Below are 20,870 nucleotides of genomic sequence, written 5' to 3' on the forward strand. Positions count from 1 at the left end.
AACACATTGCAAACCCTGATTATACTCGGCAGTATTATGATGTTCCTGGCTGTTGCATTGGGTGCTTTTGGTGCACACGCGCTCAAGCGCAAACTATCCGCTGACATGATCAAAATCTATGAAACCGGTGTTCAATATCACCTCATCCATGGACTTGGCATCATCCTGATCGGACTGCTGGCAGACCGTCTTGAATCCTCTTCACTCGTCATGCTTGCCGGATGGCTGATGTTCGCCGGGATCATCCTGTTCTCCGGCAGCCTGTACACTTTAAGTGTAACGGGTGTTCGCAAATTGGGAGCCATTACCCCACTTGGCGGAGTCGCATTTTTGGCTGGATGGGTTATGATCATGATTGCCGCATTGTAAACATGCCCCGATGATAAACGAAAAGAGTGTTCTGGCTGATATAATATCGCTGGAGCACTCTTTTACTGTTTAATCTGTCCAAATTCTTCGAATAGTGAACTGCCCTTCATATGGTCGTTGTCTCTCCAGCACATACACATCCGGGTTAGATAGTTTGGTCCACTCTTCATAACCAAAGGATGGTTCATACTCACGAATAAGCAGTGATAACAAGTTCCCATGTGTAACCACGGCCCCGTGCTGTTCCGGTCTGCTCCACAACTCTTCCAGAAGTGCCAGCCCCCTTGCAGCCGCGTTTCTCGAAGATTCCCCGCCTTCTTCCACCCAATCCACATCATCGTATGTACGTTTCAGTACATCCATCCAGTTAGGCAGATCAAGAGAGCTAAGTATCCTCTCCTGGAGACGTTCATCGGTATGTATATGTTGCAGCGTTGCTAAGCCTAGTGGCATAGCGGTCTGAACTGCCCTTTTCCATGGACTGGAGACAATATACGTTATGGAATGATGAGCCAGGATATCTGCAAGTTTTTCAGCCTGCCTGATCCCTTCATCTGTAAGCTCTGCATGGGGTTCCTGCCCTGTGGCCTTGGCATGACGGATAAGGTAAATGGACTTCATAGCTATCACCTCCTATGGTGTAACCTACATGGAGTTCTTCTTAAGATATTGGAGTGCACTGTGCATCTTCTCCTGCTCTTCCGGTCGGCCTGATGAACTGAGGAAAGTGACCTGCTCCCCTGTTCTGTCTCCATGCTGAGCCACCAGTCCAAGCCGCTGCTTCAGATGGTTCACCGTACCTGTACTGCCATCAATAATCTGTATATGATCTGGCAGAACCGTGCGCAGAATGGACGTATAGTATGGATAATGCGTGCAACCAAGCACCACTGTGCCATACATATGAAGATCAAGATCTGCCAGCTTGAACCGGAAATAATCAGCGATTTTGCCCGGATCAAAATCCAGCTGTTCACACCACTCCACAAGTTCCGGCAGCGCAATGGAATCCACACTGTGGTGATCATCAACACGCGATACCAGTTCGTTATACTTGGTTTGGCTCAAGGTGAGGGCCGTGGCAAATACAAGCACTCTCTTCCCACTATCACGATTCATCTCCACGGCTGGTTTCACCGCAGGCTCCATGCCAATGATCGGGATATCGTATTTGGCGCGCAGATCCTTAACAGTCAGACTTGTTGCTGTATTACAAGCAATCACGATTGCCTGGACATCCTCCTGAACGATCGCTTCCACACAATCAAAAATATGTCCTCTAACCTCATCCGCAGACTTGGTTCCATACGGGACATGTAAAGTATCCGCGTAATACAGGAATTTTTCTTCCGGAAACTGTTGTAATGCCTTATGCAAAACGGTTAAACCACCGATACCTGAATCAAAAAAAGCAATTTTCTTATTCAAGGATTTCACCTCTATAATGTATTCTTTCGGGTTCCAAGAACCTCTCAATGCTGCTCATGCTGACTGGAGGTGAGGTTTGTACTTCCGGCTCATCACACACTACAGTGCTTGACGGCTTGCGGGAACCATTCCGGTTACGGATCGTTCTTCTGATCGCTGTTGTCTCCAAATTTTCTTAAATAACCTTATAGATGTATAAATTCGGAGACAAAGGCGAACGCTATCGCTTCTTCAGAATCGATTCCGCCCCCTCCATTACTTCCGCTAAGTCAGGTACTATAGAGAAGATAAGCCATTATTCTACGCTCATTTTATACTGTCTGAGCCAGTCCTTGCCACTATGCCACGCCTCTACAGGGTTAAGCTCTCCAAGCAGTTCAGTACTTGCCTGAGCCATGATCCATTCCTTAAGACCATTATCCGGACTGGATTCGAGCTGCTGTAGTAGCAGATTCAATCCTTCCTCACCCGTATTCAAGATGTTGTCGTAAGCCTCCCGGTTACCAGCAATATAATCATTCGGATTGCTGCTGGTCAGGAGGACAGGGTCGCTAACCATCTGCTGCAGGTTGCTTTCAATTGTTGCTGATAATGCTTGGTCTTCTGTCCGAGTCGAACATGCTACTACCGTCAGTGCAGTGCATACGGATAACAAACCCAGAATCAGTCTTCTTCGATTCACTGTACCACTCCTTTCAACAACGAGTTAACACTACAGATTCGGCTTTCAAGCTCAAGCCCCCGGCCAACTACAGAACAAGTTCCCATTGTTCTTCGGTAAGCTCCTGACCTGACAACATCTGCTTGCGGACTTCCTTCACTTCAAAGCCCACAGATTGATATAATCTACGCGCGCCAATCAAAGACTCATTGGTCCACAGGATCACGGATGTGTAGTCATTTTCTTTTGCAAAAAGAATTGCCTGTTCGATAAGCTTCACGCCCCATCCTGCGCCACGTGCTTCCGGTTCGATCAGAAACCAGCGCAGTTGAGCCGTATTTTCATTCACCTGAGTAAGTCCTATGGAGCCGGAAGCTCTCTGATCTAACTCAACAATCCATAACATCTCCCTCGCGTAATTGCCCGTAACTCCAAACGAATTCACCGCATGGGTGATAAATTCAGCAAAGCTATGATCATAATTATACTCGTTTCGATAGATTCGGATATGCGCTTCAATGACATACTGCAGATCTTTTTGTACGAAAGTGCGGATCATCAGACGTCACAGTCCTTCCTCAAATCCACAGTTGTGATACTGAAATCCACACCGAACTGAATTAATCCGAGTTTACGGGCAACTTGCTGTGAAGCGAGATTATCCCAAGATGTACTATAGATTGGCACGCGTCCACGCTCCTTGACATAATACTGCCAGCACTTTACCGTCTCCGCTGCATATCCATGTCCTCTATAACCCGGTGCTGTATACAGACTCGCTTCCGCCCCATGATCGGAGAGCCTTGCGGAGCAGCACACTGCCACAGCAGAATCCCCAATAACATAAGCGGCAACAGGGCTTTTTTCATGCAAGTGATCCGTTAATTCCGGGAAATGCTCTGCCAGCATATAACGCTGCTCCTGACCAATCAACTGAACCTTCTGATTCCACTCGTGAGATAACTCAGAAAAAGCATAGGCGGGTCCCATCCACACACGGTTAACGAGCTCATAGGTTTCCACCTTGCGAATCAGTTTCGGAATATCCAACGGAAGCTCGCAATCCTTACCCAACTCATTCATTAGATTAGGCGGTAACTGCTCATGGTAATAGATCAGTGAACCAGCAGAAGTCATGCCGATAAAAATGGCTGGAGCTTGCCCACCACCTGGCTCGTTGATGCTTAATAGACGCTGCTGCTCGTTGATCGTATATAAAGTACTCACCTGTATTTTCAACATTTCCATAGACGACAGGTTTGATTTCGGGACCATAACTATGAAGTTAACCTTTGCAATAATCGTTTGCCTTCACTGCCTTTACCAGCTTCTTGCTGCTCCAGAAAATCGGATAATTCACGTAAATCAGACGGGCGATATCCAGCCCCGCACCCGCAATTATGATAGGTATAACCATGACGGTACAGCATCATCACTTTGGTCCATTGTTTGGTATCATTTTGTTTAGGTGCCTGGAAATCGTGTCCCATGCTAACCATAGACGTGGCACATTGCGGGCATTTATATTCAAGTTGTGCCACCACCTCAGGGCTCAGGTCATGTCTGGAGACTTGTTTAAATGATTTGCGACAAATGAAACATGCATAGATGTCTTTATATGGTCCTGACATGGCATATCTGCACATCATCTGCACCCCCTTAATAATTTCCATTATACGGGATTTCACACGCACATACGAATGGATTTTGCATATTTGCGAAAATTCCACCACTCACTCATTGACCTTTAACCGCAGCTTGTTTCCAAGCCTCACCAAGTTCCGCAATCGATGCGTACCGCTGGGACCGCTCAGCACTCACGGCGCGTATCACAACTTGATACAACGCTTCTCCAGCATCCCATCTGGCATAGGAACGATCTTTCTCCCCGCCCAGCAACCCAAACGCCATTGCCCCCATATTGAATACATTGGTAACCGCATCTATGGGTGCACCCAGCTCAAATTCCTCCGGAGACATAAAGCGGGAAGATCCCCACATGCGCCCCATGGTATTGGTGAAAGAGCCCTTCCGATACAAGTCGATATCACAAATTTTCATAAAGTTTCTGTCAAAATCATAGATCAGACTGCCATCATACAGATCTACAGCCACATAACCTCTTCGTTCCACCTCGATATGAAAATCCAGAATCTGTTCCATCGCCCGAATGCGTGTCTCCACTGGAAGCTGTCTGAACCGATGGTATGGCGAACGCGGATCTTCATACTTAGCAGGAGGCGGAAAATACCAATGGGAGTGCAGACACTCCCCATCCACCCAATCGAATACACAGGCATAACCCTCATCCGTTGCAAAATGATCCGTTAATCGAATCAACGTGTCATGCGCCAGATCCTCATAAACGGAAACAGATGATTTCAGATTACGAATGGCTTCCGGGGGATTTCCCGTATGATTCGCATGAATTGTATGTGCTCCCGCATACTTTACGAACAATCGCTTTCCATCCTTTTGTACAATACCGAAGGAGAGATTCCCTGAATCCTGCTGATCAAATACGCGAAATACCGTACCCATGGGCCGTAACCAATCGAAAGAGTGGGCTTCTTTTATGACAAACGAAACACCGTCTATCTCAAGTTCAACCTGATCTGTCATAGGGCCCCTCCTGCTGTGATATCTTCATTCAATGTTGAATGCTCCGTATAAAAGTAATTCATATGCGCCTCATCATATCCCTGACCGTTGACTTCCAATGCGTTGCGCTCGATGCCATAAACTTCAAATCCATATCGCTCGTATAAACGTCGGGCTGATTCATTGGTTGTCACTACACTCAGATTAATCTGCTTGATGCCCTCCAGATGTCTTCCCCGATCCAGCACCTCGCGGAGCAAACGCGAAGCCAGCCCACTTCCCCGATATGGCGGAGCAACATAGACGCCCCAGATCATGCCTTTGTGCCTGAGTTTCAGGCCGTGTTCCCTTTTGAAACCCATCATTCCCGCCAAGATTCCTTCTTCTGTGTATGCTCCCAGAATATAATCATCCGGTTCATTATGTATGCGTTCCTGTACTTCATTCATGGGAATCTGAATCGACAATTCAAACGAAGCCCCGAAGGCTTCAGGATGTGTTTTCAGTGCTTCCAGTCGCAAAGGCCAGTAGATGTCTGCTTCATCCCGCTGAATATTACGAATGGTATAGGTCTCTTGCTTTCGGCCTTCGTTCATTCTTCGACCACTCCCTGCATTTCATAAGGATAATCGATCTGAAGTTTTACATTCGCTGCCGCTTCCTGTCCTGCAAGCAATCCAACAACATAAATTCCCAGATCAATGGACGTGGCTACTCCACCGGCCGTAATGACATTTCCATCTTTTACAATCCGCTTCTGAATCACCTCATCGACATACGGCTCAAGCAAATCATATGCATAGGGATGTGTTGTTGCTTTTTTACCGGATAAAAAACCAGCTGCACCCAGCAGCAGAGATCCTGTGCACACCGAAACCTTCAAAGGTACAGACGCAGCCTGTCTCAGCCAACCTACAAATGCCTCGTCATATCGAAGCTTGCGCGTTCCCATGCCCCCGGGGATGAACACGAGATCATATTCCGACAGGTCAGGCTTCACTCGATCCACCTTCATCGTTAAACCTGACTCATCCGTGACCTGATCTGTCATGGCACAGGTTTCCCACGTCGTTCCTTTGGTTGGTTCAAAGAAATTCAACCGATTGATCACATCATAAAACCCTGCAAAATCAAGGAAAGTCAGTCCATCAAACAAAACGAATGCAATTTTCATTGGTAACCTCCGCTTTTTTAATTTGGAGCATCCTGATTAAGTTTCTGATTCCGATCCCGTTCCATCGCTTCCTTCACCCAATCACGTTCCGGCAGCTTGCTGTTGATTCGAAAGAGCAGAACCACAATCGCAAGAAGTAAAATAATAACGATGAATTCGAAGATGGTTAATCCCTCCCTTTCGGAAATTCTGCAATCGTGAATCGTACTTTATCTCTATTTTAATCCACGGGCAATGATCCACTCCAGCCACTTCCAGGGTAGCACGGCTTTGCCTATGATGAGCACACGCGAACCTTTTCCGAGCGCATATCGAAGTCTTGGTGCACGCATCCGCGCAATTCGGCCAATCAGATCTGCCACTTCCTGTGGATCAGGTGCCGTCTCGCTCGCATGTTGGGAATAACGAAGAACCGCATCCAGCTTATGCTTATATGGGGAGTTCTCGCTCCGGTGAATCTCACCCAAACCTTTATTCCAGATCAGCGTGCGATAAGCACCTGGTTCAACCAATACCACCCGAACGCCAAACGAAGACATCTCATGCCGCAGACTTTCGGTGAATCCCTCCACAGCGAATTTGGAGGCAGCATAAGGCGCATACCCTGGAAAACCGGATAACCCACTTACACTGGACAAGTTAATAATCAGCCCCTGCTTCTGTTCACGCATCACAGGCAGGACCGCACGTGTCACGGCGATTAATCCAAATAGATTCGTTTCCATCTGGCGCCGCCAATCCTCCATCGATACTTCCTCAATGAACCCGCCCACCGCAAATCCCGCATTGTTCACCAGCATGTCGATTCGGCCATTATTAAGAAGTACGGACCCCACAGCTTTTTGCACCGATTCAGCATCGGTCACGTCCAGTTGCACATATTGCAAACGTTTAGCTACCCCCGCCTGTTCAGCCAGTTTCACCAATTCTTCTCTTCGACTCAGATCACGCATTGTAGCAACAACGCGATACCCCTGCTTGGCAAGGGTGATTGCTGTGAGCATACCAAAACCACTGGAGGTACCTGTAATTAAGGCCACCGGAGCGTTATCTCTCTCCTTTGTCTTACTCACTGAATCAAGACCAGTATTAATTCGTCCTTGCTCGTCCTCTGTTAAGTGTTCATCAGCTGTCACGGTGTGTCCTTCTTTCCTCGGTAAATTACTTACTTCCGTTCCTACCTATACCGCACGGCCCCTGCTGCTTAATCCGCCACTCCGTTATCTTTTCTCTCCACCCTGCGCAGCTTCGTGATTCCCGGTTCGAACGTATACGGAACAAATCTGATCTCAGGTAAGGTGCATTCCAGACGCTCTCCCAGCTTCATCAGCTCACTCCGTACATCCGTCTCGACCTGCTCCAGCACTGCGCTCCCGCCAAGCCGAAGGGATACTTCCATTGTTCCGTCTCCTTGCTGCACCACACGATAATGTTCAATATCCGGCGAAGCCGCAATGACCGAACGGGTAACGAAATCCGGAAAGACTGGTACCGCCTCACCCGTATGTAGTTGTGTAAAATAAAGCGTGTCATCACAGCGGCCTTCAATCCGCTCAATGGCGGTAAACGGGGAACCACAGGCACATGGCAGCGCCGCCTCGGTCAGAATATCATTCAACCGATACCGGATGATCGGCTGTGATGTTCTGGAGAAGTCCGTAATAATGGGCACGAACCGCCGGGTGGCGGGATCAATGAACTCTTTTTCAATATGCACGATATCTTCATTCAAATGCAGTGTGCCATAACGACAGGTCGCACCCAGAAATCCTTCCGTACACTGATAGACTTGATGAACGGTCTGTCTGAAGACCTGCTCCAGCACCTTGCGATCCAGGGGGTCCAGCACCTCGGCAACCGAGATGATTTTATCCGGTACAGCGGTCAGGTGGCCTGCCACATAGGCGTCCGCCAACAGACGCAGCATGGATGGAGGAGCCACCCACACGGTAGGTTGGTAGGTTTCCAGCCGCTTCACCAAAGTCTCCACACGTTCCAGCAGATCAAAGTACTGAAACTGCAATTTGCCACGCTGCACCGATTCATACAGATTACTGTTAGCCCGCAGGAAAAATGCAATCTTCGCAGGTTTCCACAGTCCACCAGGCAGCAACTTGGCTAGCACCGTGCCCGTCCACGCATCCTGCTCCCGATCACTTACCAGAAATATTCCCCTGTTCCCTGACGTACCGGAAGAAAGTCCAACGGTCACACCTTGAATGGAGGGTTTAAAGTCACGCGTTTCTTCACTTTCACCTGCAAGAGCCAGCGCTTCATCCTTGGTAATGCCTACCGTATTCAGTGTATCGAAATGCTGCATCATGATTGATTTATCAATCAACGGAAATCTTCTCCAGTTGGATGCGTCCACGCCACCCCACCACTTTCGGTAAAACGGGGATCGGGCACGGATCTGATGGACATGCCGAATAATCCGGCGCTCTTGCCAGCGCTCCAGTTGTTCTCGCGTTTTCCATGTTCGCAGCCCACGTGCAAGCGCATAATGAACCACAATACGAAAGGTATTACTCATCGTGCTGGCCCTCCTTCACCCCAAGCGTCCAGTGCATCTCGACAATGACTCGGCACTATCCGAATGTGAGGAAACTGCTGATGCAGCTGTACCAACTTGTCAAAGTTACGATGGTATTCCTGTCGATTCGACATAATGATCCCAGCAAGAATATGAGGTCTGCGCTCTTCACGAAAGGCCCGACTCGACCACACCGCATCCGCGCAGAGGAAATAGTCATGTTCTTCCGTACGCAAAAGTATTCCCATCATGCCTTCTGCATGACCGGATACATCCACCCCCAGCAGACTTCCATCACCAAAGATATCGTAGACCTCATCAAAAGGGAACTCTTCCCCCGCTCTCGTCCATCGCTCAGGCTGACACATAACAGGCAATGATCTGGCCTTAAAATCCTCGGGCAACAACCCGGCAAGAAAACCTGCCTTTACAGCCGCAATTGGACCGAGTGAGCGCACAGCATCATAGGCTCTTGGCAGATAGATGAATTGTGCCTCCGGGAAATCACGTACACCCGCGATGTGATCGCCGTGAAAATGCGAGAGGATGATATACCGAATATCCGAAGCTTTCAGTCCAATATGAGCCAAAAAATGAACGGCACTATCCTCTTCACGATAGACCACAGGTGTAATATGACGATACAGTGCGTTAGGCAAATGAGCCGTTTCCTCGAAAAAGCGGGAACTATATCCCGTATCCAGCAGGATCGGTCCATGTACGGGATGAATGATGCAGGCAAACCCTGCCGGGAAAGGTACTGGACTTAATCGACCACCACGCAGCGTCAGAAACTCTGGATGTGTACAGTAACCCGCCGCACCCAAATATAGTTTCACCGGAGTTGTTGTCAGCATGATTCAGCCCTCCACCAGTCTGCAAATTGTTGCAATCCCTCTTCAATGGACACCCGAGGGACGTACCCCAATTGCTCCCTTGCATCCGTAATATCCAATGTCTGTGGGATGGATAAGGAGCCGACTGTATACCGTGTCAACGCAGGTTCACCCAACGCAGGAATAAAGCCATGAACTCGCTCCAGCAACGCTGCCACACCATAGGCCGTCCGATAAGGAATATTTCGACGACGCAACGGCATATCCAACATACCAAACAAACTGCTTACCAATTCAATGAACGCCCTTGGATCGCCATTGGAGATATTGTAAGCTTTGCCGAGCGCTTCATCAGAGGCATCGCGGCACAACAACAAGGCATCCACCACATTATCCACACATGTCAGATCGATTACCGCCTGTCCACCACCAATCATGGGCACGCCCGATTTTGCGTTTGCTGTGACAATTCTGGGAAATAACGTCTGATCATACGGACCAAAGATCGCTCGCGGTCGAATCATGATCGACGGAAGTCCCTTCGCATGCCCCTCCATCACAACCTGCTCAGCGAGAAGCTTCGTGGCTGCATAATGATTGGCTGGTTTGGATGGCAACGGGTCATTCTCATGTACGTTATATCGCGGGTTGTAGTTAAAATATATACTTGGAGTCGAGACATGTATGAATCGCTGCACCTCATGATGTAGGCAGCCATCAATGAGGTTTTTTGTACCTTCTACATTGCTGCTGTAAAAGTCACGATATCTGCCCCATGGCGATGATAGTGCCGCACAGTGAAACACCACATCCTGCCCCGCACATGCTTCGTTTACTGAAGCCTCATCCCGTATATCTCCATTCAGGAATCTGATTCCTGCCAACTCAAGTTCTGCCCCAACTTTGGGCTGTCGGCCCATGCCAGTTACTTCCCATCCCTCTTGTGTAAGCCGTATCGCGAGATGCCTGCCCAGACATCCCGTAGCTCCTGTAACCAGTGCTCTATTCATTGTTGTTCACCGTTCCATTCTATGTCGTAAGTCAAAGCTTCAGTCAGCGAGAACTTCTGTGATCTTGACAGACGCCATGCGGCTAGCACCACTGCAAATTGTTCAAATACAGGCTGGATATCCTGCCCTCCATAGACCACATCCCTGGCTCCACGCCACGCAGCTATCCATGCACGGAGTTTCCCTTTGCCAAAGATCTGCTGTACTCCACTTCCCAACATGGGAAGCATGAGCATGGCTTTGCTGTCCCGTGCGGGCTTGATCATTTTTCTTTCTTTGACCAACGTCTCCGGTTCAGTCAATGCACGCACCAAGTCATCTCCGGGGTGAAATAGATGAATGCCACTCGTTGCCCTCGGATTACACTCAATTGCATATACTTGCCCATCCTGACCTTCTATAAAATCAAACCCAATCTGTCCACTAAAACCCGTTGCCTGGGCAAATTGTCTCACCCACGCAAGGGCACCCTCATGTTCCACCTGTTCAAAAAAAACACTGGCTCCCACGCTTCCTGTACGATAGCGACTGTCGTAAGTGGCATGTGCAACCAGTTGCCCTTCAAGCGCTATGCTGTATGTACATAACATCTGACCAGGAATGTAGGCCTGTGCAACCCAAGGTGAACTAGATGATAATGCTACTTCGTCTGGAGGGTCGTTACGGAAATGTCTACGTTTCTTTTCACTTACGTTTCCTTCCTGAACCGTCCCTGCCCTAGCCTCATCGTTCATGAGTGCTGGCATGCGAACTTTGGCGGCAAATCGGGAATACACCGGTTTCCACACCCAATCTCCTACTTTTCCTAGAACAGACTGAGCTTCCATCCATTCCTGCCGACTGTGGATCAGGTGTGTATCCGGAACTGAAAGGCCGAATGACCCTGCTAGCTGGATAAAATCATATTTATGGTGCAGCACATGCAGCTGCTCCAGAGTCGTAACCAGAACACGGCAAAATGCACGCAGTCTGTCTGCCCCTTGAGCAACATAGAATACTTCTTCACACATCGGAATCAACAGGTCGATCTGCCAATCCTGAACCAACCGTTCCAGCTCCGCCAGATACGCACGTGTGTCATGACGTGGCGACGGGACCACAGCGCACTGTTCCACTGCACTGGATAATCTGGTCAGATGCCGTGCAGCACTCTCCGCAACATAAACCCGATGGCCTGCCCGATGAAGCATGCGTGCCAGATCAAGCGTTACGGGAGCCCTTCCGCCTGTAAGCAGCACACGGAGAGAAGCAGCTGTACGATGTCTGGTTTCCCCAGATCTAGTAGTCAAAAATGAGTCCTCCCAATGATAATCCTGCAGCCGTGCCAATCATCAACACCCGATCTCCCCGCTGAATACGCTGTTGTTTAATCGCTTCATGCAGACCCATCGGGATCGAAGCCGCAATTGTATTGCCGTGATTTCGTGTGATGTCCATAAACCGATCTTCAGCAATGCCAAGCTTCTTGCGAATCAGTCTCATCGCCATCGCACTTCCCTGATGAGGAATGACCAATTGGAAATCCTCCATATGATTTCCGGTCGCCTGCAACATATCACCAATAAATCCAGGCAGAAGTCTGGAAGCCATGCGGAAGATCGCCTGTCCATCCATATGAAATAGGTAGGGTTCAGGCTGATCTGCCTTATAATTCGAAGCATGCAGCCGTGTACCTCCACCTGCAATCTCCGAGAACCGAGCACCTCGGCTGTAGGTTTGAAGGGAAGCATGTACAATCTGTGAGGATGACCCTTCAGGCGAACGCTCAATAATAACAGCGGCCGCTCCATCTCCGAACAGGGCCGCACTCTCTTTATCAGACCAATTTAGTCCCGCGGAGGCAATCTCGGTGGCTACGAGCAGTACTCGCTGGTAACGTCCGGCGTCTACCATATAGGAGATCACATCGAGTCCGTTCAGGAAACTCAGGCAGGTCGCATCCATGTCAAAGGCAGGTACGCCTGAATCTTGCTGCCCCATGGCCTGCTGGATAAATACCGCCGTACTTGGCAACGGTTGTTCCTTCGTGCCACTGGTACACACCAGACAGTCGATATCACTGAATTGTAATCCTGCATCCGCCAGTGCAGCTTCGGCAGCTCTCGCGCCCATGAAGGAGGAGGTTTCTTCGCCAGAGACATAATGGCGTACACCTACGCCTGTGGCTTTGCTAACCCAGCCCGCAGGCACGCCCAAGCGGCGATCCAGTTCCTCATCGGTGACTTCCTGTTCAGGCAGGTACTTGCCTGTTCCTGTAATCCTTACTCTTCTAAGTTGCATTTCCCCAACCTCTTTCTGTTCATCTGACTGATATAAATGAAATTTACACCTCACCTTGAATGGCGAAACCCCAACAAATAGAAGCTTTGAAATATACAATAAAAGGGCAGATGCCTCTGCCCTCACTGTTGTGTTTTATTATTTATACTGTGCTGTCATTTCTTCTTATTCAGAATCTCGGCAAGAGCGGTATCTAGTGTACCGTATGTGAAAGTGAATCCTTCCCTCTCCATTCGTTCGGGAATCACCCAACGACTCTTGAGAACAAGTTCCGTCTCGGTCTGAATGAAACGTGCGCCCAGTTCAAGCATCCAGCGAGGAGAAGGTAGTCCAATCCGAACACCCATCTTTTCTCTCAGACGCGCCATTAGCTCCCGATTCGTCACCGGATGCGGAGAGGACGCATTGAACACACCATTTAAGTGTGGATGCTCTTGCATATAAATTACCATGCGGAAGAGATCCTCGATATGAATCCAGCTGAACTGCTGTGTTCCTGCGCCTTGCGATCCTCCCAGTCCAAAACGGACGAGGTTTGTCATGGGCACCATCACACCACCCTCGCCCAGCACAATCGCAATCCGCAGTGCAATCTGACGCGTAGACGGCAGACTGAATTCAAAGAAAGCCTGTTCCCATGCCTTGGCAACGTCGACCGAGAATCCGGAGCCAATCTCGCCCTCTTTTTCCGTCATGGGACGATCTTCAGCATGTCTGTATATGGTTGCTGTACTCGAATTAATCCATAGTTCGGGAGGATGATTACAAGCCAGGACGGCTTCGCCGAGAATGCGCGTTGTCCGGGTTCTGGATTCCAGAATGACTTTGCGATTCTCCTCCGTATAACGGCAGTTCACCGATTTACCTGCCAGGTTAATCAACATTTCTGCTTCTTCCAGTGCCTCTATGATTCCTGCACGATCCTCCCAAGCAATTTGACCGGGCTGACGCGAGATGATCAATACCTCATAACCCAGTTTCTTGAATCTTTGGGCAAAATCCTGTCCGACAAATCCTGTTCCACCAGCTAATACAACCTTCTTCACGGTATCCCCTCATTTCCCATACTGGGTAAAGAATTCGCAAGATATAGATTGGAATGTTTCTATGCATGCAAAATGCAGATATTAGATTAACACCGCCGGTGAGCCGTTAGTTTGATTTATTTCGCACCCAGGGAGGCGTACAAGCGATCCCGCTCTTTGATTGCCCATTCGTTTGCAGGGTTTTGTTCCAGCTGATATCGGAGTTCATCATAAAAATCATGGATCATGAATCCTTCCGGCAAGTTCCCAAGCATCGCTGTAAAGTTGTACTCGGGCAGTGTTCTCTTTCCTTCACTGATCTGCTTCAGCCAGTCCATCCATTTTGCAAGAGTAAGCACTTCCTCCTGCCATAACTCAGCCTGTAACCCAAGCGCATCCTGAAGTTGCTCGTATGCCAATGGATCAGCGAAGACGCGGCAGGCCTGAACAGCCAGTTCATACAACTCGGTCACTGCACGGCGTACCTCATGCTCAAGTTCGACCTCCAAGCCTCCCATGTAATCCTGAACCTGAATGCTCTGTCCATCATCGTATAATAGCGGTGCCTGGGCCAACAGGCGTACAATCTCTTCCATCTCGTACATTGAAACTCGCTGCTGCTCATAGAGAGCAGGTAATTGATATGCTGTAATGATCATTCACTCCTACATCGTTCTTCTATTAATGACCTATATTATAACATGGTTTGGCAATCATCTATCAGGATAACTTGACTATCCACTACAAGTTGTAGTAGTTTATACGTACTACGTAGTGTAGTAATACAATTGTTATGGACGCATAACGATGTTAAGGAGTGTTCACGGTGAACCAGATTCAAAAATTATCCGAAACAGAAATGGAATTAATGGTCGTTATATGGTCATGCGATCCACCCGTCACTTCAACAGAACTATTAGACATATTCGCTGATAAGGGAAAAGCGTGGAAAGCGCAGACTATGTCTACTTTTTTGTCACGGTTGGTGGATAAAGGCGCACTTACCGTCACGAGACGTGGACGAACCAATGATTATGTACCTCTTCTACAGCCCGAAGATTACAAACTACAGGAAACGCAGCATGTTCTTGATGGACTCTATCAAGGTTCAGTCAAGAATTTGGTTTCGGCCATGTATGACGGTGACAAGCTTTCAGACGATGACATTTCAGAACTGAAAAAATGGCTTTCGGAAAAGTAGGTGCAGATGATGAACATCTTTTTTGAAATTCTGTGCAGCCTGACCGTGGCGGGAAGTATCGTTTCTGTTTGTATTTTGGCACTACGACTTATACCCGTATCTGTTTTTCCGACCAAGTGGCTCTACAGAATCGGTAAACTGGCTATCTTGTTTTATCTGTTCCCGGTATCTCTTGGCCTTTCATGGCTTTTGGATATGGCATTCCAAACGACATCAACTATACCGGGTACGGAGAATGCAGCATCTTCGGGCGGACTTGCAGGAACGTTTATCCCGGAACAAACCATCTCGGTAACCACAGCCTGGTTCTTGTTATTCGTATGGGGCATTGGAGTCATAGGTTTTTCTGCATGGCAGTTGTACTGTTATCGAAGATTTTTGAATGAACTATCTCGTACACGTACGCCAGTCCTCCGTCATAGTGAGGCAGCTATACAGCTACCATTAATCCAAGAGGCTTTGGGTCTCAAACGCAATATCACGCTTGCTCACAGCACCATAGTACGAAGCCCTATACTGGTTGGCTTGTTTAAACCAACGATATATCTGCCACCCGAAAATACGGTGAAAATGGACATCAGCATGGTAATTCATCATGAGTTGGTACATCTAAAACATAAAGATCTGTGGGTCAAAGCTGTGACCTTGGGGGTTAGTGCACTGCACTGGTTCAATCCCCTGATTCATATGATTCGCCGGGACATTCATACCTGGAGCGAGTTGGCCTGTGATGAAGATGTGGTGAAAGAGATGTCCCATGAACAGCGAAGACGATATGGTGAAACGATTTTAAATGTGATGGCGGGAACCAAGAAAATGCCTGCTCAATTCTGTTCGTCCCTATCGGGTGAAGGCAAACAATTAAAAAGGAGATTGATGATTATGTTTAATGTAAAGAAACTGAAAAAGAAACATTGGATGTTAAGTATAGGAGCCCTCCTGCTTATTACAGGCATAAGTACGTCCACTGCCGTATGGGCATCAAACCACACAGTTAAAGTAGAGGCCCATGCTACTGAAGCTGTGCCTGTTCCTTCTACTGATGGATCTTCTGAAATCGTAGCTTCTCCCAACAAGGTCGGAATTTCCGAAGCTGTAACTGCTCCTTCCACTTCCGAAACTCCTGAAATCGTGGCTCTCCCTGAGGATGAAGTTTCCGAAGCTGCGCCAGTTCCGTCTGCTACTGTACCTTCTACTACTAAACCTTCTGAGGCTAAAGTTGTAGAAGCAGCAACTGTTCCTTCTACGGGTGGATCTCCTGAAATCGTATCCGTCCCTTCCGAGGCCCAGGTCACCAAAGCTGTACCTGTTCCTTCAGAAAAATAACCTATCTTTAAGAAGCAATAGCCACCTTATATGCAAACAAGACGAAGCATAGATCATAGATCTCCGCTTCGTCCTGTTTCCGTTTTTCTGTCATGTGCATTAGATAAATGTTTTGATCGTAGCAAAATATTCACGGATCATGTTGACGGGTTTCAGATAACCCGGTGACGGGGCCGATATGCCATATTCTGCCGCATAACCGTTCTTGGCAGCAATATATTTGGAGCGGAACATATGATAGTCACTGGTGACAATCATGATCTCGGGATGCTCTAACCCGGATTCAAGAATGATTTTTTTGGAAAAGGCCAAATTCTCCTGTGTACTTGTGGAGCGATCTTCCATAATGACTTGAGCGGGGCTAATCCCCTGTTCAATTAGATAGTTTTTCATGGCGAGCGCTTCGGGAATGGATTCTCCAGGTCCCTGCCCACCCGATACAATGACCGGTGTCTGAGGGTGACTTCGAATGTAGTCCAGACTGGCATCCAACCTTTGCTTCAGGGTTAATGACAATTCCGTTCCACGGATGCCTGAACCCAGAATAATGACATAGTCCGCTTCTTCCGGATCATTCGCACCAAGCTGTGTGAATACAAGTGCTTCAATAATGACAAAAGAGACGGCAACCACGCCAAATCCGGTAAGGATAATCCGTTTCAGAATAATATGCTTCTGATAGTCAATCCGTCTTAGCACGATAAAAGCCACCGTGATCATTCCAAAAAACATGACTGCAAACCTTTGGCCCCAGAAGGCCAGAAATGCCACAAAACATGCCAACAGGACAAGATCAATGATCAGTCCGTTTTTTTGTAAGAACTTTTTTATCAAATCCGTAGACACTCCTTCTTGTACCCACTATTCCGCAAATCACTTATTATTCAAGCTGTTATTATCGTTAGTTTCGGCCATTTTTCCTGCCAGCGCTTCTTCTGTACTCTCTGATTATAATAGTCAGCATCCGTGAAAAACGGACTTTTGCGGACTATAAGATGATACAGATCATGCAAACCATGCGGAGCACAGATGTTCACCCGATCCTCTTCATCCAACTGTACTCCTATCGCAGTCACAACTTCTGGCCAATAGCGAAGAACATCTTCAGTAGAATGATAAGGAACTGTGCCATTGCGCAGATGCATTCTCGCCTGATTTTTGACCGACCACTTGGCATTACCTGTCAACTCACGAAGCTGACGCTCCAACTCGATGTCTCGTTCCTCACGCAGGTCTGACGCATCATAATAAACAACATCAATATCGCTATGAAGTTCACGAAGATCATATCCATGCAGAACATCCCAGATGTAATTACGAATATATCCTGCGCCTATGTAACATTGAGGCAATTGCAGACTTCGAACTCGCCGCAGGTCGTGCATTAATTCCTCATGATCCATAATCGCTCGAACGAATTTCTCCTCATGCAACATGTCTGCCTCCTGCGGTTTACCTCATTGTCCTCTTATAGCTGTTAACCTTCATTCCAATATATCATGTTTACCTGGCTGCAATAAAATGAACAACGCTTGAACATCCTCTGTACAACTTCGAATCTCTGATTAATCATAACCAAATAACCCATAAACAGCTTCGGTTATCCGAGTGTTTACGGGCTACATTTATAACATTTGAAACGGTTAAAATTTATTTAATTGGTATCCAGATTTGTGGCGGCTGATTGGGCCCCGGGTATACTTCAAGCTCTGGCATATACGCGTGCTCATAAGGATTGGATGGAAACCATTCCGAAATAATCTGTTTCCACAGAAGCTGCATGCTCTCCGGCATCGGGCCTTCTACTTCAAATACACTCCATTTGGAAGCAGGCATGGTAAAGCTTGATAATCCTTCCGGTACTTCACCATCGTAAGTTGTAGCAATCCAGTATTGCATCTGTTTCTCCTGAATTTCGCTCTGATCCACAACGACACCGAGTAAACCTGGAATATCCCCATTGTTCAGTTCAAACAAACGATCCTCTGTACCGCTCGTCCACGCTTCCTGCCACATCTTTCCGATGCCTTGCAGATGTTCTCCATCTGCATATGAGAAAGTTTGCTCTACTCCGACCAACGTAAATTCGGGATGTTCAACGATTTTATATTTCATCGGTTCTGCTCCTTTTAGACTCACTTGAATCACCAGACGATTATATGATTTGACAGCGTTACTATTTTTGCGTGCTTCACTGGGTGCAATACCGTGTTGTCTCCGAAAAGCTTTGGAGAAAGATTCGGGTGTGTCGTAACCGTATTTAAGTGCCAAATCGATAATTTTAACATCACTCTGAAGCAGCTCATGTGCCGCCAAAGTCAATCGTCTGCGTCTTATGTACTCAGCTACAGTAACATCAGTTAATAAGGCAAAGGTACGTTGAAAATGAAAAGGAGAGATATGAGCCTGCGCTGCAATCTGCTCCATCGTCATATTTTCGAGCAAGTGGTCTTCCATATATTGAATAGCGACCTGTAATGCGTTGATCCAGTTCATGTGTTAATCACTCCTTGATGTCTAATATAACTGAAAACCAACCCAATAACCTGTCATGCTGTGCTTTCATTTGTCCGGTTATTCTACCCGGCGTACACTTCCGGTCAATCCATGTTGAAGCTGTACATTTGTAAAAGTAACCGTGGTCCCTTGCCCAATGGGGGATTGGGCCACAATGCCAACTTTGATCTCTTCCGGGCAGTCGAGACCGAAATAACGAACCAGCTTCCACTTCTCTCCATCCTGAGAATAATGGAAAGCAAAGCTGTTGCCTGCCCGGGCTACACGTAAATAAGGCTTGCTAACCTCTACAGGTGCTGATACACAATCATCCGAGTTACCACGAGTCACGACACTGAGAATGGACGGCTGTTCTTCGAAATACTCAAAGCAAACTTTAGCCCAATTCGTATCGTCCACTCTCACCATCAGGCAGCCCGAATCATACTGTTCTTTCATGTCCACCTGTACTTGAGTGACAATGCTGAAATCTCCCTTGATGCTCGTATGTAAAAATGGAGCTGAGGCTTTTACCGGGTCACCTCCCGGATCAATAAAAAAGTCACTGATCGGCGAAACGGTTATCGTTACTTTGCCGTCTTCAATGGACCAATCTGCTGGCTCGTTCAGCCATCCCAGATTGGCAGATAATGTTTGACCTGAACATTGTTCGAATAGATTCGTCATGTGGCACACCCTTTGTCTGTAATTTTGAATTCGCTGAGTTCTCTGTTGTATTCGTGAAATAACGGAATTATCCTTTCGGATCAGTAAAAGGAAAAAAGCGACTCACATGAGTCGCTTGTATTCCTTTCATATACATAATCGTATTCGGTATGTCCAATCAATAGCACGCTATGCCGGCAATACATCGGATGCACATCTAAAACCGATATGTCCGGTGGATGTATCCGGCGTATTGGGAATCCGTGCTGCCACTCTGTACCGATTGCAATAGGAACGGTGGCAAAGGTAGGAACCACCTTTTAACACCTTGCGAACTTCATCGGGAGAAGCAACCGTCTGAGCAAGTATAGACTTTTCATGATCCGTAACATAGTTGTCAACGCACCATTCCCATACATTACCTGACATGTTGTACAATCCATATCCGTTCGCAGTAAAGGATCGGGATGGAGCTGTACCTGCATAACCATCTGCGGCATTATTTTGAGTTGGAAAGGTTCCTTGCCAGATATTGCACTGGTGCTGTCCATCCGGCCGCAGAACGTCACCCCAGGGATATTTCTTCTGGATTAATCCACCTCGGGCTGCATATTCCCACTCGGCTTCTGAGGGCAGGCGCTTACCCGCCCAGCCACAATACGCATTGGCATCGTTCCAGGAGATATGGATAACGGGATGGTCAGCCCTGTCATTTACATCAGAGTCAGGTCCTTCGGGATGAGACCAGTCCGCACCTTCAACAACCCACCACCAGGGCGTTTGCTGCACCACAGTACGAACATGAGCAGCCGTTTGCGAAGAAACGAATAAATGAAAAACAAAGGACCAGCCGAATCGCTCGGCCTCCGTTCGATAACCTGTCTCCCTTACAAACTGTTCAAACTGCGCATTGGTCACCGTGCATTCATCCAGATAAAAGGAGTCCACCTCGGTTTCCCGGACAGGCCCTTCCCCATCACCTGCAAAAGCTTCCGGATCATTGGTGCCCATAAGGAAACGTCCACCTTCAATCCATATGCGGTCCCTGTCCTTTCGCCCGGCGATGTATCCATCATCTCCCGCCAGCGCACTAAGCGATAGGCGGTCAACGGAAAGTGGAGATGCATGGTCAGACGCTACACTCATGTCACGGGAAGCCGTCAATTCGGGCTTGTCCTCTAATTGAATTTTCACTTCCATCCGGCCGCTTCGACTTGCAGAACAACAGCAGGAAGTTTCCTTTTTGGATATCTGACCATGCATC

At 47.8% G+C, this 20,870-nt stretch carries 25 protein-coding genes; 3 read left to right on the forward strand and 22 right to left on the reverse strand.

Translation table 11 applies throughout. The features are described 5' to 3' along the window. The first annotated feature begins 6 nt into the window (after positions 1 to 6). Positions 7 to 369 carry a DUF423 domain-containing protein gene (locus tag NSQ38_RS27285; RefSeq protein WP_017689687.1) on the forward strand — a complete coding sequence of 121 codons (363 nt, stop codon included), beginning with the start codon at positions 7 to 9 and terminating at the stop codon, positions 367 to 369. Between the two features lie 69 nt (positions 370 to 438). Here the strand turns inward: NSQ38_RS27285 and NSQ38_RS27290 are convergent, their stop codons facing one another. The 17 genes from NSQ38_RS27290 to NSQ38_RS27370 form a co-directional block, all read right to left on the reverse strand. Beyond that, on the reverse strand, positions 439 to 990 hold the full coding sequence (locus NSQ38_RS27290; RefSeq protein WP_339784995.1) for a histidine phosphatase family protein: 552 nt from the start codon (positions 988 to 990) through the stop codon (positions 439 to 441). A gap of 24 nt (positions 991 to 1,014) precedes the next feature. Beyond that, the gene (gene murI / locus NSQ38_RS27295) at positions 1,015 to 1,797 is read right to left on the reverse strand and encodes a glutamate racemase (protein WP_338592819.1); all 783 of its coding nucleotides are present in this window, start codon (positions 1,795 to 1,797) and stop codon (positions 1,015 to 1,017) included. Between the two features lie 295 nt (positions 1,798 to 2,092). After that, entirely contained in the window at positions 2,093 to 2,479 is a 387-nt protein-coding gene (locus NSQ38_RS27300; RefSeq protein WP_339784997.1) for a hypothetical protein, read from the reverse strand. Between the two features lie 67 nt (positions 2,480 to 2,546). Further along, complete coding sequence (locus NSQ38_RS27305) at positions 2,547 to 3,017, reverse strand: GNAT family N-acetyltransferase (protein ID WP_339784999.1); 471 nt, start codon at positions 3,015 to 3,017, stop codon at positions 2,547 to 2,549. Continuing rightward, a complete protein-coding gene (locus tag NSQ38_RS27310) occupies positions 3,017 to 3,706 on the reverse strand; it encodes a GNAT family N-acetyltransferase (protein WP_339785001.1) in 690 nt (229 codons plus the stop codon). Before NSQ38_RS27310 ends, NSQ38_RS27305 begins: the two co-directional genes overlap by 1 nt. 29 nt (positions 3,707 to 3,735) lie before the next feature. Then, on the reverse strand, positions 3,736 to 4,107 hold the full coding sequence (locus NSQ38_RS27315) for a hypothetical protein (RefSeq protein ID WP_339785003.1): 372 nt from the start codon (positions 4,105 to 4,107) through the stop codon (positions 3,736 to 3,738). A gap of 88 nt (positions 4,108 to 4,195) precedes the next feature. Further along, complete coding sequence (locus NSQ38_RS27320; protein WP_339785005.1) at positions 4,196 to 5,080, reverse strand: serine/threonine protein kinase; 885 nt, start codon at positions 5,078 to 5,080, stop codon at positions 4,196 to 4,198. Beyond that, on the reverse strand, positions 5,077 to 5,655 hold the full coding sequence (locus NSQ38_RS27325; RefSeq protein ID WP_339785007.1) for a GNAT family N-acetyltransferase: 579 nt from the start codon (positions 5,653 to 5,655) through the stop codon (positions 5,077 to 5,079). The genes NSQ38_RS27320 and NSQ38_RS27325 overlap by 4 nt, the downstream gene beginning before the upstream one ends. Beyond that, positions 5,652 to 6,233 carry a DJ-1/PfpI family protein gene (locus tag NSQ38_RS27330; protein ID WP_339785008.1) on the reverse strand — a complete coding sequence of 194 codons (582 nt, stop codon included), beginning with the start codon at positions 6,231 to 6,233 and terminating at the stop codon, positions 5,652 to 5,654. The genes NSQ38_RS27325 and NSQ38_RS27330 overlap by 4 nt, the downstream gene beginning before the upstream one ends. A gap of 215 nt (positions 6,234 to 6,448) precedes the next feature. Further along, positions 6,449 to 7,369, reverse strand: coding sequence for an SDR family oxidoreductase (locus NSQ38_RS27335; RefSeq protein WP_339785009.1), 921 nt, complete (start codon positions 7,367 to 7,369; stop codon positions 6,449 to 6,451). 68 nt (positions 7,370 to 7,437) lie between these two features. Next, positions 7,438 to 8,766 carry a F390 synthetase-related protein gene (locus NSQ38_RS27340; RefSeq protein WP_339785011.1) on the reverse strand — a complete coding sequence of 443 codons (1,329 nt, stop codon included), beginning with the start codon at positions 8,764 to 8,766 and terminating at the stop codon, positions 7,438 to 7,440. Further along, a complete protein-coding gene (locus NSQ38_RS27345; protein WP_339785013.1) occupies positions 8,763 to 9,623 on the reverse strand; it encodes an MBL fold metallo-hydrolase in 861 nt (286 codons plus the stop codon). Before NSQ38_RS27345 ends, NSQ38_RS27340 begins: the two co-directional genes overlap by 4 nt. Next, positions 9,617 to 10,612 (reverse strand): NAD-dependent epimerase/dehydratase family protein, encoded by a 996-nt coding sequence (locus NSQ38_RS27350; protein WP_339785015.1) that lies wholly within the window; start codon positions 10,610 to 10,612, stop codon positions 9,617 to 9,619. Before NSQ38_RS27350 ends, NSQ38_RS27345 begins: the two co-directional genes overlap by 7 nt. Further along, entirely contained in the window at positions 10,609 to 11,901 is a 1,293-nt protein-coding gene (locus NSQ38_RS27355; protein WP_339785017.1) for an ATP-grasp domain-containing protein, read from the reverse strand. The genes NSQ38_RS27350 and NSQ38_RS27355 overlap by 4 nt, the downstream gene beginning before the upstream one ends. After that, positions 11,891 to 12,892 carry a beta-ketoacyl-ACP synthase III gene (locus tag NSQ38_RS27360; protein ID WP_339785018.1) on the reverse strand — a complete coding sequence of 334 codons (1,002 nt, stop codon included), beginning with the start codon at positions 12,890 to 12,892 and terminating at the stop codon, positions 11,891 to 11,893. Before NSQ38_RS27360 ends, NSQ38_RS27355 begins: the two co-directional genes overlap by 11 nt. A gap of 155 nt (positions 12,893 to 13,047) precedes the next feature. Continuing rightward, complete coding sequence (locus NSQ38_RS27365; RefSeq protein WP_339785021.1) at positions 13,048 to 13,938, reverse strand: TIGR01777 family oxidoreductase; 891 nt, start codon at positions 13,936 to 13,938, stop codon at positions 13,048 to 13,050. Positions 13,939 to 14,054: 116 nt separating this feature from the next. Beyond that, positions 14,055 to 14,576 (reverse strand): hypothetical protein, encoded by a 522-nt coding sequence (locus tag NSQ38_RS27370; RefSeq protein WP_339785023.1) that lies wholly within the window; start codon positions 14,574 to 14,576, stop codon positions 14,055 to 14,057. Positions 14,577 to 14,743: 167 nt separating this feature from the next. Here NSQ38_RS27370 and NSQ38_RS27375 point away from each other — a divergent pair, with 167 nt between their 5' ends. Together NSQ38_RS27375 and NSQ38_RS27380 are read left to right on the forward strand one after the other, a co-directional pair. Beyond that, complete coding sequence (locus tag NSQ38_RS27375; protein ID WP_133384094.1) at positions 14,744 to 15,118, forward strand: BlaI/MecI/CopY family transcriptional regulator; 375 nt, start codon at positions 14,744 to 14,746, stop codon at positions 15,116 to 15,118. A gap of 6 nt (positions 15,119 to 15,124) precedes the next feature. After that, positions 15,125 to 16,444 carry a M56 family metallopeptidase gene (locus NSQ38_RS27380; protein ID WP_339785025.1) on the forward strand — a complete coding sequence of 440 codons (1,320 nt, stop codon included), beginning with the start codon at positions 15,125 to 15,127 and terminating at the stop codon, positions 16,442 to 16,444. Positions 16,445 to 16,543: 99 nt separating this feature from the next. Here the strand turns inward: NSQ38_RS27380 and NSQ38_RS27385 are convergent, their stop codons facing one another. From NSQ38_RS27385 to NSQ38_RS27405, 5 genes are all read right to left on the reverse strand, one after another. After that, positions 16,544 to 17,278 carry a YdcF family protein gene (locus NSQ38_RS27385; RefSeq protein WP_339785027.1) on the reverse strand — a complete coding sequence of 245 codons (735 nt, stop codon included), beginning with the start codon at positions 17,276 to 17,278 and terminating at the stop codon, positions 16,544 to 16,546. Between the two features lie 50 nt (positions 17,279 to 17,328). Then, positions 17,329 to 17,880, reverse strand: coding sequence for a nucleotidyltransferase family protein (locus tag NSQ38_RS27390; protein ID WP_339785029.1), 552 nt, complete (start codon positions 17,878 to 17,880; stop codon positions 17,329 to 17,331). A 214-nt stretch (positions 17,881 to 18,094) separates the two neighbouring features. Then, the gene (locus tag NSQ38_RS27395; protein WP_339785031.1) at positions 18,095 to 18,940 is read right to left on the reverse strand and encodes an AraC family transcriptional regulator; all 846 of its coding nucleotides are present in this window, start codon (positions 18,938 to 18,940) and stop codon (positions 18,095 to 18,097) included. Between the two features lie 78 nt (positions 18,941 to 19,018). After that, the gene (locus tag NSQ38_RS27400; RefSeq protein WP_339785033.1) at positions 19,019 to 19,627 is read right to left on the reverse strand and encodes a DUF1349 domain-containing protein; all 609 of its coding nucleotides are present in this window, start codon (positions 19,625 to 19,627) and stop codon (positions 19,019 to 19,021) included. A gap of 168 nt (positions 19,628 to 19,795) precedes the next feature. After that, positions 19,796 to 20,869: a formylglycine-generating enzyme family protein gene (locus tag NSQ38_RS27405; RefSeq protein WP_339785035.1), complete on the reverse strand. Its 1,074-nt coding sequence runs from the start codon at positions 20,867 to 20,869 to the stop codon at positions 19,796 to 19,798. Position 20,870 lies beyond the last annotated feature (1 nt).

Source organism: Paenibacillus sp. FSL R7-0313, from assembly GCF_037969885.1.
In the GTDB taxonomy this organism is placed as follows: domain Bacteria; phylum Bacillota; class Bacilli; order Paenibacillales; family Paenibacillaceae; genus Paenibacillus.

Bases quoted from the DNA above. Each gene is read 5' to 3' on its own strand.
- NSQ38_RS27310 (WP_339785001.1), bottom strand. From the start codon at position 3,706: ATGGAAATGTTGAAAATACAGGTGAGTACTTTATATACGATCAACGAG.
- NSQ38_RS27315 (WP_339785003.1), bottom strand. From the start codon at position 4,107: ATGATGTGCAGATATGCCATGTCAGGACCATATAAAGACATCTATGCA.
- NSQ38_RS27370 (WP_339785023.1), bottom strand. From the start codon at position 14,576: ATGATCATTACAGCATATCAATTACCTGCTCTCTATGAGCAGCAGCGA.
- NSQ38_RS27290 (WP_339784995.1), bottom strand. From the start codon at position 990: ATGAAGTCCATTTACCTTATCCGTCATGCCAAGGCCACAGGGCAGGAA.
- NSQ38_RS27400 (WP_339785033.1), bottom strand. From the start codon at position 19,627: ATGACGAATCTATTCGAACAATGTTCAGGTCAAACATTATCTGCCAAT.
- NSQ38_RS27390 (WP_339785029.1), bottom strand. From the start codon at position 17,880: ATGTTGCATGAGGAGAAATTCGTTCGAGCGATTATGGATCATGAGGAA.
- NSQ38_RS27345 (WP_339785013.1), bottom strand. From the start codon at position 9,623: ATGCTGACAACAACTCCGGTGAAACTATATTTGGGTGCGGCGGGTTAC.
- NSQ38_RS27330 (WP_339785008.1), bottom strand. From the start codon at position 6,233: ATGAAAATTGCATTCGTTTTGTTTGATGGACTGACTTTCCTTGATTTT.
- NSQ38_RS27320 (WP_339785005.1), bottom strand. From the start codon at position 5,080: ATGACAGATCAGGTTGAACTTGAGATAGACGGTGTTTCGTTTGTCATA.
- NSQ38_RS27325 (WP_339785007.1), bottom strand. From the start codon at position 5,655: ATGAACGAAGGCCGAAAGCAAGAGACCTATACCATTCGTAATATTCAG.
- NSQ38_RS27380 (WP_339785025.1), top strand. From the start codon at position 15,125: ATGATGAACATCTTTTTTGAAATTCTGTGCAGCCTGACCGTGGCGGGA.
- NSQ38_RS27360 (WP_339785018.1), bottom strand. From the start codon at position 12,892: ATGCAACTTAGAAGAGTAAGGATTACAGGAACAGGCAAGTACCTGCCT.
- NSQ38_RS27305 (WP_339784999.1), bottom strand. From the start codon at position 3,017: ATGATCCGCACTTTCGTACAAAAAGATCTGCAGTATGTCATTGAAGCG.
- NSQ38_RS27350 (WP_339785015.1), bottom strand. From the start codon at position 10,612: ATGAATAGAGCACTGGTTACAGGAGCTACGGGATGTCTGGGCAGGCAT.
- NSQ38_RS27405 (WP_339785035.1), bottom strand. From the start codon at position 20,869: ATGCATGGTCAGATATCCAAAAAGGAAACTTCCTGCTGTTGTTCTGCA.
- NSQ38_RS27340 (WP_339785011.1), bottom strand. From the start codon at position 8,766: ATGAGTAATACCTTTCGTATTGTGGTTCATTATGCGCTTGCACGTGGG.
- NSQ38_RS27395 (WP_339785031.1), bottom strand. From the start codon at position 18,940: ATGAACTGGATCAACGCATTACAGGTCGCTATTCAATATATGGAAGAC.